This is a genomic window from Vibrio sp. CJQ_6, assembly GCF_043106745.1.
GTDB lineage: Bacteria > Pseudomonadota > Gammaproteobacteria > Enterobacterales > Vibrionaceae > Vibrio > Vibrio furnissii.
On sequence record NZ_JBICMV010000021.1, the window covers coordinates 152033 to 166669 of the forward strand.

The window sequence follows — 14637 nt, forward strand, 5'->3', positions numbered from 1 at the left end:
TAAGTTGGTGATAACGGCTATTGCTTTGGATCGCATTTTTTAAAATAGTTTTCTTTTTCGTTGCAATCGTCGCAAAAAATGGCGTTCTGCCACATAATTCACCGATCATTAACACGTTCTCTCCCCAAAGCGTAGTCAAAAAGTGTGAAAAAATTTATTTATAAAATTAAGTATTTTTTTGATGTGCTTCGTGTTGTGCATTGGCGAAGGTGCGGTTCGTTATCCATACTTGAAACGACGACTAACAAGGAGCGGTGCCGATGAAAAATGAACTGGATCCTGCCAAAATTTTGCACGCGTACGAAGTGGTGATGGAACATGGTACACCGACCGAACATGGCAAAATTTATGAAGGTATTGAAGCGTTTGCCGACTATGACGGCTACAACGTCTATATGCGTGGGAATGGCGTTGAGCTCAAAGTCGGCTTCCATAACACGTATCACCTGGAGTACGACCAAGAACACTTGCGTGACAGCTTTTTGAAAAAAGTGGCGATGTTGTCGAAATAGGGCGCGTGTGGGCCACGCAAGAAAAACAAAGCCCTAGGCGAGAGGCGCTCTAGGGCTTTGGGAGAAAGATTCTGTCAGAGCCGATTCAGTAACGTAGCGAATCGATGAGGTATTTCAACACGGGTTCTGGCTCGATGTTTTTATCGTCAAATCGATGTTGCGGTTTGACCAACCAGCCTCGTTCCACCAATTCGTCAATCAAATCCAAATAGGTGTGACTGCACTTGCCCACCAACAGGTTGTCGATGCTGCGTTTCTGCGCTTGTTGCAGCGTGTGCAGGAAGCCTTCCAGATAGAGATGATCTTTGGTGAAACCGCCGCCGCGATACACGCGTGTGGTGGTGACAAAGGCACTGTCTCGATCCAAACCAAACTCATCAACCAGAAAATCGAACGTTTGATAAAAATTCTGCTCTTTGAGCATAGAATCCACAGCAAGCACGCGGGTTGCAAGTGTCTGCAATCGATCATGTGACATGTAGCCCGCTTTATATTCGGCCAAAATCGCCAAACCTTCCTGCGATTCAGTTGAGCCCGGCAGGCCAATCGAAAACACCTTGAGCGGCTGCAGGCGCGCATTAAAGGTGGTCGCCATGTGCACGCCCAACTCATGTTGAATCAAGCGCTGCACTTCCGCGTGCGAGTAGGTCGCTTTGCTGTTGAGATACAGTGTGGGCGGTTTTTTCCCGCTCACCATGGCTCGCGCGGCCAATGACGATGTTGGTGTCACGTTGCAGGCCATGCCCCAAGCTTTGGCTTTGTTGGCCATGAGCACGGCTGCTTCATCTGCGCTGTAGAGCGGGCCTTTTTCTTCGGGCAGCGTTTTGGCATACAGCAGAAAGCGCGCATTCTCAATGGCGGTGGCATTCGGACGGCCGTAAAACCGCAACGAGTTATACAGAAACGCCTCGTGGCCAACGCTGGTGAGCAAGTCAATTTTCTCGCTCAGCTTGTTGACCATCGCGCTGTAAAGCTGCTTGAGGTCGGGATCGGAAATCGACTCGATCGGCAACTGAAACAGCTTGTGTTTGAACTCGTTGGCGTGAATCGGTAATTGTTTGTAACGAAAATCTGGCTTGTAGCGGCTCGGCGCTGCATCAAACCGCTTTCGCTCAGCGTTGATATTGGTGGGGTTGACGTACTTGAGCGTTTCCACTTTTTGCGTCAGCTTGGCCAGCGCTTTATCAATGGCCAGCACGTTCGGCTCAATGGATGAACTGAGCATGTTGGCTTTGGTGGTGCGGCGGCGGTTGTGGCGTCGCTGAAAATAGGCGCTGGTTTGGCTAAAGGCCTCTTTCAAGCCGCTTTTGAGTGCGTCCATCACCAACGGATACACCGTGCCATCGCTCTCCTCCATGAAGACTTTTTTCACTTCGGTGGGCAGCACGAGCGTGCGGTCAAAATGCGCGTTGGTGTGCGCAATCAAATAACCTCGCCCTTCAAACACCGCGTTCATGGCGGTGTGGTTTTCCAGATGGGGCAGTTGAATTTTGCCCAACTCGGTGCAAAAACGCTTCACCACCGTGCCCCAACGTTGCATGTCGATTTGCGCCGTACCCACGTTAAACACGGGCGTCGGCTGGGGCAATGACTGGTAGTTGTAAGCGTAGAGGTCAAACACAATCACCATGCCAAACTTGGATTCAAGTTTGCGGATCAGTGCTTCATACAGCTGATAAAACAGGCCATGTTTGAGGTGGCTGGCGGCGCGCTGCTTGTCATTGAGCGGTTTTTTCCACGCGGATTTATAGCGGGTACTCAACGTGCGGGCACGATTGAGATCGTACTCAAAGCGTGAATCCAGTCCCCATAACGTAATGGGCTGGGAGGCAATCAGTTGATCGGTGAACGGGGCTTCTTCGAGGCGGCGCTCGGCTTTGGACAGCTGACACTGTTTCTGCAAGTCGTCGCGCAGGCGGCTTCCCGCTTGAATGGCGGTGCAGACCACAGGAAGGTATTGTTCAATTTTGATGAAGCAGCCCGCGGACTCGAGTTCACCAGAGAAAGGTTGCCCTCGCTGAATCAGCGAGAGCATCTCTTCTAGAGAATAAACTTTGGATACTGGGTTGGGCATGCGGGACCCTATAAGAAGACGGCTATTCTCGTCGTTGAAGTAGGCGGCGCTGAACGGGCAACGCCGGGTACAATTAGTCTTCTTCGGTCAGGCTTGGCTCGTCATCGGTATAGTCGTCTGCCGCGTCGGGCTTGTTACGACCGTTCAATGTATGGAAGCGCTTGCGACCGCGCGACAGACGAACATACTTCATCCAAACGCGCTCGATCTTGCTTTGAGCGAGATCTGGGTTGACCAACACGTCCATAAAGTGTTGTTCTTCCGCGTTCTCAGGCTGTAACGCTCCGGTCTCAAGGCCAACCAGAGTCTCACCGTACAGCGATAGAGTATCTTCTTCTGCAAGTGTGAAATCACCAGACTTCGCAAAGCCTCGTGGGAATTTTTTAGTGTCGAAAAATCGTTTTTTTCCTTGACGAAATACTGTCTCAGACATGTCTACCTCGTGTGAATATATGCTACCACTACGCAGCCGTGGTTCACGGCGAAAGTTAGGCGTAAAATCTCGAAAAGAAAAACAAAAATTTTTTATCGTCATTATTGTACTTCCTTGTTAATCTTCACGAGGAATATCAGAGGATTCAATATGGACGTCAAAGTCTTTCGCACTTTTCTTGAACTGGCAAAAGTTCGCCATTTTGGGCGGGCAGCAGAGAATCTGTACCTCACTCAGGCCGCCGTCAGCGCACGCATTAAACAGCTCGAAAGCTATTTCGATGCTCAGTTGTTCACGCGTGATCGAAATAACATCAAATTGACCTCCGCTGGCGAGCGTTTGGTGAGCTATGCCGAAGTCATGGTGGCGACGTTGCAACAGGCCAAATTTGAATTGTCGCTGGAAAGTGGTAAAGCACTGCAATTGACTTTAGGTGGCACACCGAACATTTGGGATGCCTATTTGCAGAACTGTTTGAGTGTCGTGACCGACGCGTTCAGCGGTTATGGGTTTATGGCCGAAGTGATGGGGCGCGAGCAGCTCAGCCGTTGCCTGCTGGAGCGCACGCTGGATATGGCGTTTGCGCTAGACCAAATCAAAGCAGAAGAGTTGCAGTGTAAGAAAGTCGCAGACTTGGTTTTGGTGCTGGTATCGACCCGTCCTGATACCGCTGAGACGGCCTTTGAACACCAATATGTCTACGTTGACTGGGGCGCGCGTTTTGCGTCAGAGCATGCCGACCGTCACCCGAAAGCACCGGCGCCATTCCTACGTACGTCTACCGCGCGTATTGCGCTGGATTTCATTCTGGAAAAAGGCGGCAGTGCGTACTTGCCGGCATCGGTGGTGGAACCGTTCCTCAATTCTGGTCAGTTGCATCGCGTGGACGACATCGAAGATTGGTATCGCCCGATCTACCTTAGCTACCGTAAGAACAGCTCGTCGATCGACGCGATCATGCAGGTGGAGAAGTTGGTGAAAAGCATTGATCCACTGACGGCTTACAGTTTGCAACGCGCCGGAGAACTGGGCTCTTAAGGGCTCAATTGCAGAAAAAGGCGAGCTGAAGCTCGCCTTTTTTGTGCTTAACCGTCGGACGCATTGCGTCATCGACCATTCAACGGTGACGCCAATCAGCGTCGAAAATCGACCAGTTCGCTGCGGTCGAGATGGATCTCGGTGGTTGCCGGTTGTGTTTCGGCAATCACCTTGCCGCCACGTACAGAATAGCGCACAGCGACTTGGCGACGCACGGCGTCAAATCCGTTCTCAGCGGGCAGTACCAACAAGTTGCCCGGTTTGCCGACCTCAATGCCATATTGGTCTTGACGATGCAGCGTGCGCGCGGAATGGCGGCCAATCAGCTTTAATGAGTCATTGATTTGCTCATAGCCCATCACCTGACACACGTGCAGCCCCATGTGCAGCACTTGCAACATGTTGGCTGTGCCGAGTGGGTACCACGGATCAAACACGTCATCGTGGCCAAAACAGACGTTAATGCCCGCATTCAGCATCTCTTTCACGCGGGTCACGCCACGGCGTTTCGGGTAATCATCAAACCGACCTTGAAGATGAATGTTGACCAGCGGGTTGGCGACAAAGTTAATCCCCGACATGCGCAGCAAACGAAATAGGCGTGATGCATACGCGCCGTTGTAAGAACCCATCGCTGTGGTGTGGCTGGCGGTTACTTTTTCGCCCATGTCATATTTCAGCGCCAGTGCCGCTACAGTTTCGACAAAGCGGGACTGCTCATCGTCGATTTCGTCGCAGTGCACGTCAATCAGGCGGTCGTATTTTTGAGCCAGTTCAAAAATATAGTGCAGCGATTCCACGCCATACTCGCGGGTGAATTCAAAGTGCGGAATGGCACCAATCACATCCGCGCCCAATTTGACCGCTTCTTCAAGCAGCGCTTTGCCATTGGGGTACGAGAGAATACCTTCTTGCGGAAATGCGACGATTTGAATGTCGACCCAAGGCTTCATGGTGTCGCGCACCTCCAGCATCGCTTTAAGTGCGGTCAGGGTTGGGTCGGAGACGTCTACATGAGTGCGCACATGCTGCACGCCATTGGCAATCTGCCATTTCAGGGTTTGAATCGCGCGTGCTTTGACATCTTCTACCGACAGTAGGGCTTTACGTTCAGCCCAGCGTTCGATGCCTTCAAACAGAGTGCCTGACAAGTTCCACGCTGGTTCACCCGCCGTTTGCGTGGTGTCGAGGTGAATGTGCGGTTCACAAAAGGGGGGCACGACCAAACCACCTTGGGCGTCTATCGTTGTGCCGTGATGTTCAATCGAGGCGCTTGCATCATCGATACGGGCAAAACGACCGGATTCAATCAAAATCTGTTTAAGCTGTGATTCGCCCTCAAGACGGGCGTTTTTAACGAGTAGAGTTGTCATGTGATGTCCTTACACCGCTTGAGTTTGTCGTATGTTCTTGTTCACAAGGGGATTGATAATGAAGTAACTGAGCGCGCCGCCGAGAACGGCATTAACGGACACAATCCCTGGCATAAAGTGACCAGCTGCAATCCCGATTGCGACTGCAATAATGGCCGCCCAGTTGATGGTTTGAAACTCTGCATGGTGAAAATCGCGATAGCGTTTCCGGTTGACCAGAAAATCGGTAATCAGCACACCACCAATCGGTGGAATCGCCAACGAAAGAAAGGTTAACCAACCGACGAAATTATTATACAGCCACAGCGCACATAAAGTACCGATGACCCCATTCACCATCGAGATGTATTTGCTAGGCAACCCGGTGATGTTGGAAAACCCTAAACCGGAGGCGTACAACGCGTTATCGTTGGTTGTCCAGATGTTTAGACCCAACACGATAATTGCTGGAATCAACAATCCTTGCGCCATCATGACCTCTGAAATGTCCGACTGACCGGTCACCGATGAACCTGCGGCACCAAAGATAAACATCAAAGAGTTGCCGACGAAAAAGGCGATCATGGTGACCAATACGGCGGCGGATGGCTTTTTGCCAAAGCGAACAAAGTCAGCGGTGAGCGTCCCTGCGCTAATGAACGAGCCCACAACCATGGTCAGTGCGATGTGGAAATCCATCGGTTGAGCCGGTTGTTGCGCTTGTAGTTGGGCAATGCCACCCACACTACTCACGGCATCAAAGACCGAATAGCCCCCTAAAATGGCGATGGCTGGTACGGCCAGTGCTGACAGGATCATCAGCGCTGAAATACCAAAGTAAACGGTAATCGTCATCAGTAGGCCGGAGGCAATGATCAATACGTTGGTGTCAATGCCGGTGGCTTTTTGCACCGGTAGCGTAAACATCGCGACGCCGACACCAAACCAGCCGACTTGCGTGCCTCCCAATAATGCGGAAGGAAACCAAGAACCTTTTAAGCCAAAAGAGAATCGCGCGAGGAGGTGGGTGGAGAGGCCAGTGGAAGCGCCGATGTAACCAAGAAAGGAGGTGTAAATACCGAGGATAAGATTGCCGATGAGTACTGCAAGAAAAAAGTCATTGAATGTCAGTCCGGTGCCAAGCGCCCCGCCGGTCCACATGCTGGCGGAAAAAAAGGTTAACCCCAGCATCACCATCGTTAACGATATCACGCCTTTTCTGGCCGTTTGGGGGACAGGCCCCAATCCGAAATCATGATCTGTCGCCATAGTTTGAATATCCTCCTTATTCATGGGTTGAATTCTATTTCACCAAATTTAGGCAAAACGGCGCATCATAGGTACACAATCCCCGATGAGTCAAATGATTCGTCAACATGATTCACGATTTAAATACGGTTCATTAATTCAAGTAAATAAACGATGGCAAACGATTGCTCTCATTAATGATTATGTCGGTTGCTTTCGATGTCGTCAGTGATATTTGATGGTGGGAATCATATTCACATAGTGAATCGTTTTTTAAATGAACAACAGTTTGGTCGGTCGGGAAGATGACGTTTAAATCGCTGAATAGGTCGTGCTGATACATCAACACGAACCGAAAATCGAAAGGATGATCACTCCCGCGCGATGGCGAGAATGCTCAATGATGGGATGATGATACGAAAACAGGCCGCGTACGATATGGCGTAAGCACAAAAAAAGGGCGAGATGATCTCGCCCTTTTTCCTGTCTTCGACAGTTATTTGCCGCTGATTGCTGAGTCGATGCTCGCTTTGCCTGCGCCTGAAATTGCTAGGGAAACGCTGGCTGCCAGTAGCGCAAGGCCAAATTCGTAGCCGTTGTTTGCCATGAACAGACCGTTACCGATGTGGACGCTCAGAATGGCAACAATCATGGTAAACGCAGTCACCACCGCTGCTGGGCGAGTCAGTAGGCCGATCAGAAGGAACAGACCGCCGAAGAACTCACCGCTACCGGCAAGGAATGCCATCAGGACGCCCGGTTCAATACCGATGGAAGCCATCCATTGACCTGTACTTTCCAGACCGTAGCCGCCAAACCAACCAAAAAGTTTTTGTGCGCCATGCGCCATGAAAGTGATGCCGATTGGAATACGGAGTGCCAGTGGTGCGTAGCCTGCGTCAGTGCTCATGAGTTTTTTCAATAGTGCGTTCATATAGGGTTCCTCAACGTTCGATATTCTGAAATAAGTGTCGTGCATTGTTTTGTGCCGATGGAGAAAGTGTAGGTGAGTTTGATAAATTAGATAACGCCTGCTGCTCGACATTCTTGTTCAAAAATTTTGAATGAGTTTCTGTGAACTTTATTGCGTCTTTCGGTTCGCGATTGCGCAGGGTGTCCATCGGCGTTCCATCATTGAGTTCCGAAAATGGCTAGTGTTCTGTTGGTGACGTCGTACACTGTGCGTAACCGTTGAAAGGAAGACCGTGATGGACACTGAATTTGCACTCACTTCGCAGGAATGCCAGCGCGCAAGAATGAGCCGCGACCCCCGATTTGATGGTCGTTTTTACGTGGCGGTCAAAACCACGGGGATTTTCTGTCGCCCGATTTGCCCGGCCAATCTTCCGAAAGAAGAGAATGTCGAATACTTCATTAATCAAGCGCAGGCGTTGCAAGCGGGCTATCGCCCGTGCTTGCGTTGCCGCCCCGATAGCGCGCCAAGCTCGTGGGCTTGGAAAGGCGTGGAAACCACTTTTTTGCGCGCCGTGAAGTTGATTGATAACGGTGAGCTGCAAGGCCAACGTTTGAGTGAGCTGGCAGAACGATTGGGCATCAGCGATCGGTATTTGCGCCAGCTATTTCAAACGCATTTGGGCATGTCGCCAAAGCAGTACGCGCAATACCATCAATTAATGTTTGCCAAACAATTGCTACACACCAGTCATATGACGATCACCGACATTGGGTTTGCGTGTGGCTTTAACAGTACGCGACGTTTCAATGATGCATTTCAAAAAGTGCTGCAGCTCACGCCAAGCCAAGTGCGTCGCCAAGCGGCATCGGTGACGGCGCAAAACCGCTTATTGCTGGCCTATCGTGGCCCGTTTGATTGGGCGCACATGTTGGCATTTTATCGCCTGCGGGCGGTGGCTGGCATTGAACAGGTGGACGACACCAGTTATCAACGCCATGTGATGATGAATGGCTGTGCCGGCTGGTTTAAAGCTACGCTGGCGTCGGACTCACAGCTGGAAGTTGAATTTGAATTGGCCGAACTCACAGCGCTGCGCCATTTGGTGAGCCAACTGCGCCGTGTGTTTGATCTGGATGCCGACATCGTGGGCATTGAAGCGCAGTTAGAACAAGCGGCGCCGGGGCTGGTCACGCATTCTGGCATTCGGATTCCCGGCGTGTGGAATGCATGGGAAGCGGGCGTGCGCGCAATTTTAGGCCAACAAGTGTCGATCAAAGCTGCCATCGGTCAATTGAACTTGCTGGTGGCCACCCTCAACGAAGGCGTTGCGCAGCCGTGGTATTTTCCGACACCGCAACAGGTGGCAGCGGCCGATTTAAGCTTTCTGCGCATGCCGCAAAGCCGCAAAGAAACCCTGCATCGCTTTGCGGTGTTTTTGACGCAACACCCCGATGCGCCGCTGGAGGAGTGGCTGGCGCTCAAAGGCGTCGGGCCTTGGACGGTCAACTATGCCCGCTTGCGCGGGGTGTCCGACAGCAACTGTTTTTTACACACCGATTTGGTGGTGAAGAAGGCGCTGGCGACCTTTCCACAGCTCACGCCTGAACGCGTATCGCCTTGGGGCAGTTACGCCACATTCCATTGTTGGGACCAATAACATGAATCAGTTTACCTACTTCGACAGCCCGCTGGGCCAAATGACGTTACAAGCCAATGCGAAGGGCCTGTTGGGCGCGTGGTTTGAAACGGAAACCACCTTGCCAAATGAGTTGGGTCAATACAATGAAAATTGTCCTATACTTGTCATGGCGATCAATCAGTTAGCCGAATATTTCGCCGGGCAGCGCCACACATTTGATCTGCCGCTGGCCGCGACGGGAACGGCGTTTCAGTGCTCAGTATGGCAAGCGCTGCGCACCATTCCTTACGGTGAAACCTGGAGCTACCTGCAACTTGCCGAAGCGATTGGCAATCCTAAAGCGGTACGGGCGGTGGGGTTGGCCAATGGCAAAAATCCGCTGTCGATCATCGTGCCGTGTCATCGCGTGATCGGTAAAAACGGCAAACTCACCGGGTATGCGGGGGGCGTTGAACGCAAAGCCCGCTTACTGGCACTTGAACGAGAAAGATAATTCAGAATATGTCGATCCAATGTTTGCACGCTCCCCTCCTTTGTCTGGCGGTCGCCGCGACGGTGTCCGGTTGCAGTCAGGAAGATTTGGAGCGTTTGGCTAACAGAGAAACCTTAGCCTTTGAAGGAACGTACGATAATCAGTACGACCAACAGCTGTTGGTATTTAAGGAAGGACGCGTCTCGATTCATCAACAGGGGGATGAGCCGCAGTGGCAGCACACCTTTCAGGTCGAAGAGAGCTTATTAAATATTCGTGTGCGTCAAAGCTCACGCGAGAAACGTGATGATTTGGTGATGCGCATTCATGGCGGGGGCGAGGTGCTCACGTGCAGCGCCTGCGCCCGTCTTCATCTCAGCAATGTGTGGGTGCGCCAAAATGCCACGCCACAAAATGCGGCCATGGCGTCGCCTTAATCCCCGGTTTACGAGGCAAACAATGCCTGATTCAGGGACAGATGAATGGCGATACTCACCACATACCCCAGTAGGATCACGGGCGTCCATTTCAAATGACCAAAGAAGGTGTATTTGCCATGAGAGGCGCCCATCAACGCCACACCTGCCGCCGAACCAATCGACAACAAGCTGCCACCAACCCCCGCGGTGAGTGTCACCAATAACCAGTTCCCAATCGACATCGATGGTTCCATGGTTAAGACAGCAAACATCACCGGAATATTATCGACAATGGAAGAGAGAATGCCGACCATGATGTTGGCCCACATCGGATCCCACTGCGCGTACATCACCTGCGAAATCAGCCCCAAATAACCGAGTAAACTCAAGCCGCCCACACACATCACCACCCCGTAAAAGAAGAGCAACGTGTCCCATTCTGCATGGGATATGCGGCGAAAGACGTCGAAAGGCACGACGGAGCCGATGCGCCGCAACGCCGCTTCATCATGGTTGGCGATGGCCAGTGCGGTTTTCTTCGCCAAAGAACGGGCCAATGTTTTACGCAGGAAATAGCCAAAAAATTGCAGGTAAGCGAGGCCCATCATCATGCCCATGACCGGGGGAAAGTGGAACAAGGCGTGGAAACTGACCGCCGTGAGAATAGTGAGTACAAACAGCAACACAATGCGCCGCGCGCCGCGTTTGAGCTCGACATGTTCATGCATGACATCCGGTTGTTCGGTGGGCAGAAACAGCGACATCACCAGCGCCGGTACGAGGTAATTGGCGACGGCGGGGAGGAACAAGTCCATAAACTGCATAAACGAGACGTGACCGGCCTGCCAGACCATCAACGTGGTGATGTCGCCAAACGGGCTGAATGCGCCCCCGGCGTTGGCGGCAATCACGATGTTGATACACGCTAAATTCACAAAGCGGCTGTGTTTGCCGCCGACTTTCATCACCACCGCACACATCAACAGCGCGGTGGTCAAGTTATCGGCGATGGGGGAGATGAAAAACGCCAGCAGGCCAGTGATCCAAAACAGCGAGCGAAAATTGAAGCCTTTGCCAATCATCCACGCTTGCAGGGCATCAAACAAGCGCCGTTCTTCCAGCGCGCTGATGTAGGTCATCGCGACCAGCAAAAATAGCAGCAGTTCGGCATATTCCAACAGGTTGTATTCCAGCGCCTCGCGGGCGATGTCGGCCATACCGTGTTGTTGGTACACGTAGCCAATCATGGCCCAGATCAGCCCCGCCGCCAGTAGCACGGGTTTGGATTTTCTCAGTTGGAGGTACTCTTCGAGCATCACCAAGGTGTAGGCGAGGCCAAACAGCAGCAACGCGAGGTAGCCGATGACCGATTGCGTGAGGGGTAAGGGCGATTGCGGCGCAGTCGAGGCAAAACAGAACGAGGAAAACAGGGACAAACAAAGGATCAGGCCTAGCCAAACTCGCTTCATAATCTGCGCTCCAACTGACGGAAATTACACAAATTTTAGAACCAATTTCGCCCGTTAGGTGTGAGGTGTATCGAATCTGACGGAATGCCAGATAATAAAAAACCCCGGCAAGCCGGGGTTTGTCAACACGGTCGTGTTAGGCACGTTTCAGATGTACTTCTTCTTCTTTCGCGCCAGCCATTGGGTCGTTAAAACGGGCTTCATCCAGCGCATTTTCCGACTTGGCCACAATACACGTCACACAACTGTCACCCGTGATGTTGACCGCAGTACGAATCATATCCAGCAGACGGTCAACCCCCATGATGAGCGCGATCCCTTCCAGTGGCAGACCCACTTGGTTCAGTACCATCGCCAGCATCACCAAGCCAACACCCGGAACACCTGCCGTCCCAATTGACGCCAGTGTCGCGGTCAGGATCACGGTCAGGTAGTCCCCCATCGACAGGTCGATGTTAAATGCTTGGGCGATAAACGCGGTCGCCACACCTTGCATGATTGCGGTGCCGTCCATGTTGACGGTCGCGCCCAGCGGGATGGTGAATGACGCCACTTTGTTGTCGACACCAAAACGGTTTTTCGCCGTTTCCATGGTCACCGGAATGGTGGCGTTGGATGAGGCGGTTGAGAACGCAAACATGATCGCATCTTCCATTTTACGGAAGAAGGTGATTGGGCTCAGGCCCGCAAAGCTCTTCAGCATCACGCTGTACGTAACCAATCCGTGGATCAGCAGCGTTGCCGCCAGCACCACAAAGTACTCTGCCAGATTCAAAATTGCGCTCAGACCCAGGCCGGTGAACAGTTTCGCCATCAGGAAGAATACGCCGTATGGCGCCACATGCATCAGCATGGCAACCAGCTTCATGATCACGTCGTTGAGATCATTGAACACGGCCGCGATGCGCTCGCCCGGTTTCCCGGCTGCGCTGATTGCAATCCCAAACAGTACCGCAAATACAATCACCTGCAGGGTTTTACCTTCTGCCATGGCATTGATTGGGTTGGTCGGGAACATGTCGATCAGCACTTTACCCAGCGAAGGGGCTTCTGCAGATGTAAACCCGGTGGCTGCTGTGAGATCGGCTCCGGCACCCGGTTGGAAAATGGTGCCCATGGTCAGTGCCAGCGTGATCGCAATCGCGGTGGTGGTGATGTAAAACGCAAGTGTTTTACCGCCCATGCGGCCCAGTGTAGAAAGGTCTTTCAGTGAACTTGTACCGCACACCAGAGATACAAACACCAGTGGGACAACAAGCATTTTCAGGCTGGCAATGAAGATCTTGCCGCCGACTTCGAATAATCCATTAACGATATATGCGTCCACAAATCCGTTGTCCGCAAACAGGGTGCGCAGTGCAAACCCTGTCAAGATACCGGCTACCATGCCTAAAATTACGCGGCTGGTGAGCGACATCGGTTTCTTGGTATTCATCTTGAACACTCCTTATATTTATGCACTTCGACATCATTTCAAAGCGAGCGGCAGGTTAGCAGGCGTCATCCAAAATAAAAAAGTAAATTCACAATACCTATTCATTGGTGTGATCTTGCTCACTATTTGTTGGGTGTTTTTAACCAAAAAATAACAAATTAATAGTGATTTAATTCAGTTGTTCGTGAATTTGTAACATATAGCGTTAGCGATGCAACAATGTTCACGATTCTCATGCATTGATAATTCGAGGTTTTTTCCCCTTTACTTCCCAAAAATTAGGCGCATATTTAGTCGAGTTTCTGCCTTTTTGTGCATAAGATTGCACTTGCGTATTTTCTGGTATTGATGGGGTGAATGGTTTGGATATGCCTTCACGTACATCAGAACGACCGATCGCGACGTGGATGAGAGGCATGCGAGGAAAGGGATACGATGAAAGCGAAATCGTGCATGGAATTTCGGGGGTGGGGGTGAAATATCAGGAGCATACACGATTTCGCCTGATCACAGTTTGGCAATTTGCCGCCAAATGGGTGATGCAATTTTGGCAAAAAATAATACTATTCCGTCAATATGAAGTCTTGATGACGTCAGAATTGTAGAAAACGGTGATATTGTCGAACACGACTGCTCTATTGCAGGACACGATTGTATTGCAGGACACGATTGTATGACAGGAAACGATTGTATTGCAGAGCACGACGGTCGTGGTCGATTGGCGTTGGTGGAAAAATGATGCGTGCCCAGTTTGAAAAAGTGGAATATCGGGATGACAGTTCGTGGCGATTGCTGATTCGCGAACTCGATACCATTCCGTTTGGGTGGCACTTCCATCCTGAGTATGAACTGACGCTGACCCTCAACAGTGCCGGTGAACGCTACATTGGCGACAATATCAGCAAATATGAGCATGGCGATTTAACCTTAGTCGGCCCCAACATTCCCCATACTTGGCAATCGCAATGGCACTTGGATCCCACGCTGCCGCAAAAGGTCTACGTGTTGTGGTTCGACCAAGCGTGGGTGGATAACCTGCTGCGGTCGTTCCCTGAATTTGCCCCGCTCGATGCTTTGTTTCAGCAGGCGCGCCATGGCGTTGCCTTTCCCACGTCGTTCGCTTTGTCGCTGCTGCCGATGTTTGAGCAATTGGACAACGCGTCGCCCACACGACGCTCCACGCTTTTACTCAGTGTGCTGGCTTCGCTTACAGAATGTGACACGCCACAAACGTTGGGTGTGGAAGGCGGGATGCGCTTGGCGGAAACGCACGGACGCGATCAGCGTGTGTTGTCTCAGCTGTTGGAGCGCATTCACGCCCACTACACCGAGCCACTATTTCTGCCTGAATTGGCGCAAGATGTGGCGATGAGCGAAAGCACCTTGATTCGCTTTTTTAAGCGGTTGATGGGGCAAAGTGTCAACCGCTACATCACGCAAGTACGCATTGGTAAAGCGTGCTCGTTATTGATTCGTACCGACTTTCCGGTGTCGCTGGTGGCTGAGCAGGCGGGGTTTACCAATCAGGCCAACTTTAACCGCTTGTTTCTCAAATATAAGCAGATGACGCCGCGTCAGTTTCGTCAGCGGTTCAAACAGCTCAACCTCATCAAACGGGACCGTTAGGCCC

At 51.6% G+C, this 14637-nt stretch carries 13 protein-coding genes; 6 read left to right on the forward strand and 7 right to left on the reverse strand.

What is annotated here, in order from left to right:
- Window positions 1–260 precede the first annotated feature (260 nt).
- Complete coding sequence (locus tag ACF8PK_RS11510) at window positions 261–512, forward strand: DUF3081 domain-containing protein (RefSeq protein ID WP_004727493.1); 252 nt, start codon at window positions 261–263, stop codon at window positions 510–512.
- Between the two features lie 85 nt (window positions 513–597).
- On the opposite strand, the gene ACF8PK_RS11515 is transcribed toward ACF8PK_RS11510, so the two are convergent.
- Together ACF8PK_RS11515 and ACF8PK_RS11520 are read right to left on the reverse strand one after the other, a co-directional pair.
- Entirely contained in the window at window positions 598–2586 is a 1989-nt protein-coding gene (locus tag ACF8PK_RS11515) for a flavohemoglobin expression-modulating QEGLA motif protein (RefSeq protein ID WP_392441384.1), read from the reverse strand.
- 73 nt (window positions 2587–2659) lie between these two features.
- The gene (locus ACF8PK_RS11520; protein WP_038151827.1) at window positions 2660–3019 is read right to left on the reverse strand and encodes a DUF413 domain-containing protein; all 360 of its coding nucleotides are present in this window, start codon (window positions 3017–3019) and stop codon (window positions 2660–2662) included.
- 150 nt (window positions 3020–3169) lie between these two features.
- Between ACF8PK_RS11520 and ACF8PK_RS11525 the strand changes: the two genes are divergently transcribed.
- The gene (locus tag ACF8PK_RS11525; protein ID WP_004727496.1) at window positions 3170–4057 is read left to right on the forward strand and encodes a LysR family transcriptional regulator; all 888 of its coding nucleotides are present in this window, start codon (window positions 3170–3172) and stop codon (window positions 4055–4057) included.
- 95 nt (window positions 4058–4152) lie between these two features.
- Here the strand turns inward: ACF8PK_RS11525 and ACF8PK_RS11530 are convergent, their stop codons facing one another.
- The 3 genes from ACF8PK_RS11530 to ACF8PK_RS11540 all read right to left on the reverse strand — a co-directional run bounded on the left by ACF8PK_RS11530 (window position 4153) and on the right by ACF8PK_RS11540 (window position 7591).
- Entirely contained in the window at window positions 4153–5430 is a 1278-nt protein-coding gene (locus tag ACF8PK_RS11530; protein WP_392441387.1) for a cytosine deaminase, read from the reverse strand.
- Between the two features lie 9 nt (window positions 5431–5439).
- Complete coding sequence (codB, locus tag ACF8PK_RS11535; protein ID WP_392441389.1) at window positions 5440–6678, reverse strand: cytosine permease; 1239 nt, start codon at window positions 6676–6678, stop codon at window positions 5440–5442.
- A 475-nt stretch (window positions 6679–7153) separates the two neighbouring features.
- A complete protein-coding gene (locus tag ACF8PK_RS11540) occupies window positions 7154–7591 on the reverse strand; it encodes a DoxX family protein (protein WP_392441392.1) in 438 nt (145 codons plus the stop codon).
- A gap of 274 nt (window positions 7592–7865) precedes the next feature.
- On the opposite strand from ACF8PK_RS11540, the gene ACF8PK_RS11545 reads away from it, so the two are divergent.
- From ACF8PK_RS11545 to ACF8PK_RS11555, 3 genes are read left to right on the forward strand one after another with little or no spacing between them, the layout of a single operon-like run.
- Window positions 7866–9230 carry a DNA-3-methyladenine glycosylase 2 family protein gene (locus ACF8PK_RS11545; RefSeq protein ID WP_143679703.1) on the forward strand — a complete coding sequence of 455 codons (1365 nt, stop codon included), beginning with the start codon at window positions 7866–7868 and terminating at the stop codon, window positions 9228–9230.
- A 1-nt stretch (window position 9231) separates the two neighbouring features.
- A complete protein-coding gene (locus tag ACF8PK_RS11550; protein WP_004727501.1) occupies window positions 9232–9705 on the forward strand; it encodes a methylated-DNA--[protein]-cysteine S-methyltransferase in 474 nt (157 codons plus the stop codon).
- A gap of 23 nt (window positions 9706–9728) precedes the next feature.
- Complete coding sequence (locus ACF8PK_RS11555) at window positions 9729–10121, forward strand: hypothetical protein (RefSeq protein ID WP_392441396.1); 393 nt, start codon at window positions 9729–9731, stop codon at window positions 10119–10121.
- A gap of 8 nt (window positions 10122–10129) precedes the next feature.
- Here the strand turns inward: ACF8PK_RS11555 and nhaD are convergent, their stop codons facing one another.
- Window positions 10130–11572 (reverse strand): sodium:proton antiporter NhaD, encoded by a 1443-nt coding sequence (gene nhaD, locus ACF8PK_RS11560; protein WP_392441399.1) that lies wholly within the window; start codon window positions 11570–11572, stop codon window positions 10130–10132.
- A gap of 136 nt (window positions 11573–11708) precedes the next feature.
- Entirely contained in the window at window positions 11709–13007 is a 1299-nt protein-coding gene (locus ACF8PK_RS11565; RefSeq protein WP_004727504.1) for a dicarboxylate/amino acid:cation symporter, read from the reverse strand.
- Between the two features lie 735 nt (window positions 13008–13742).
- On the opposite strand from ACF8PK_RS11565, the gene ACF8PK_RS11570 reads away from it, so the two are divergent.
- The gene (locus ACF8PK_RS11570) at window positions 13743–14633 is read left to right on the forward strand and encodes a helix-turn-helix domain-containing protein (protein WP_392441403.1); all 891 of its coding nucleotides are present in this window, start codon (window positions 13743–13745) and stop codon (window positions 14631–14633) included.
- Window positions 14634–14637: the final 4 nt, after the last annotated feature.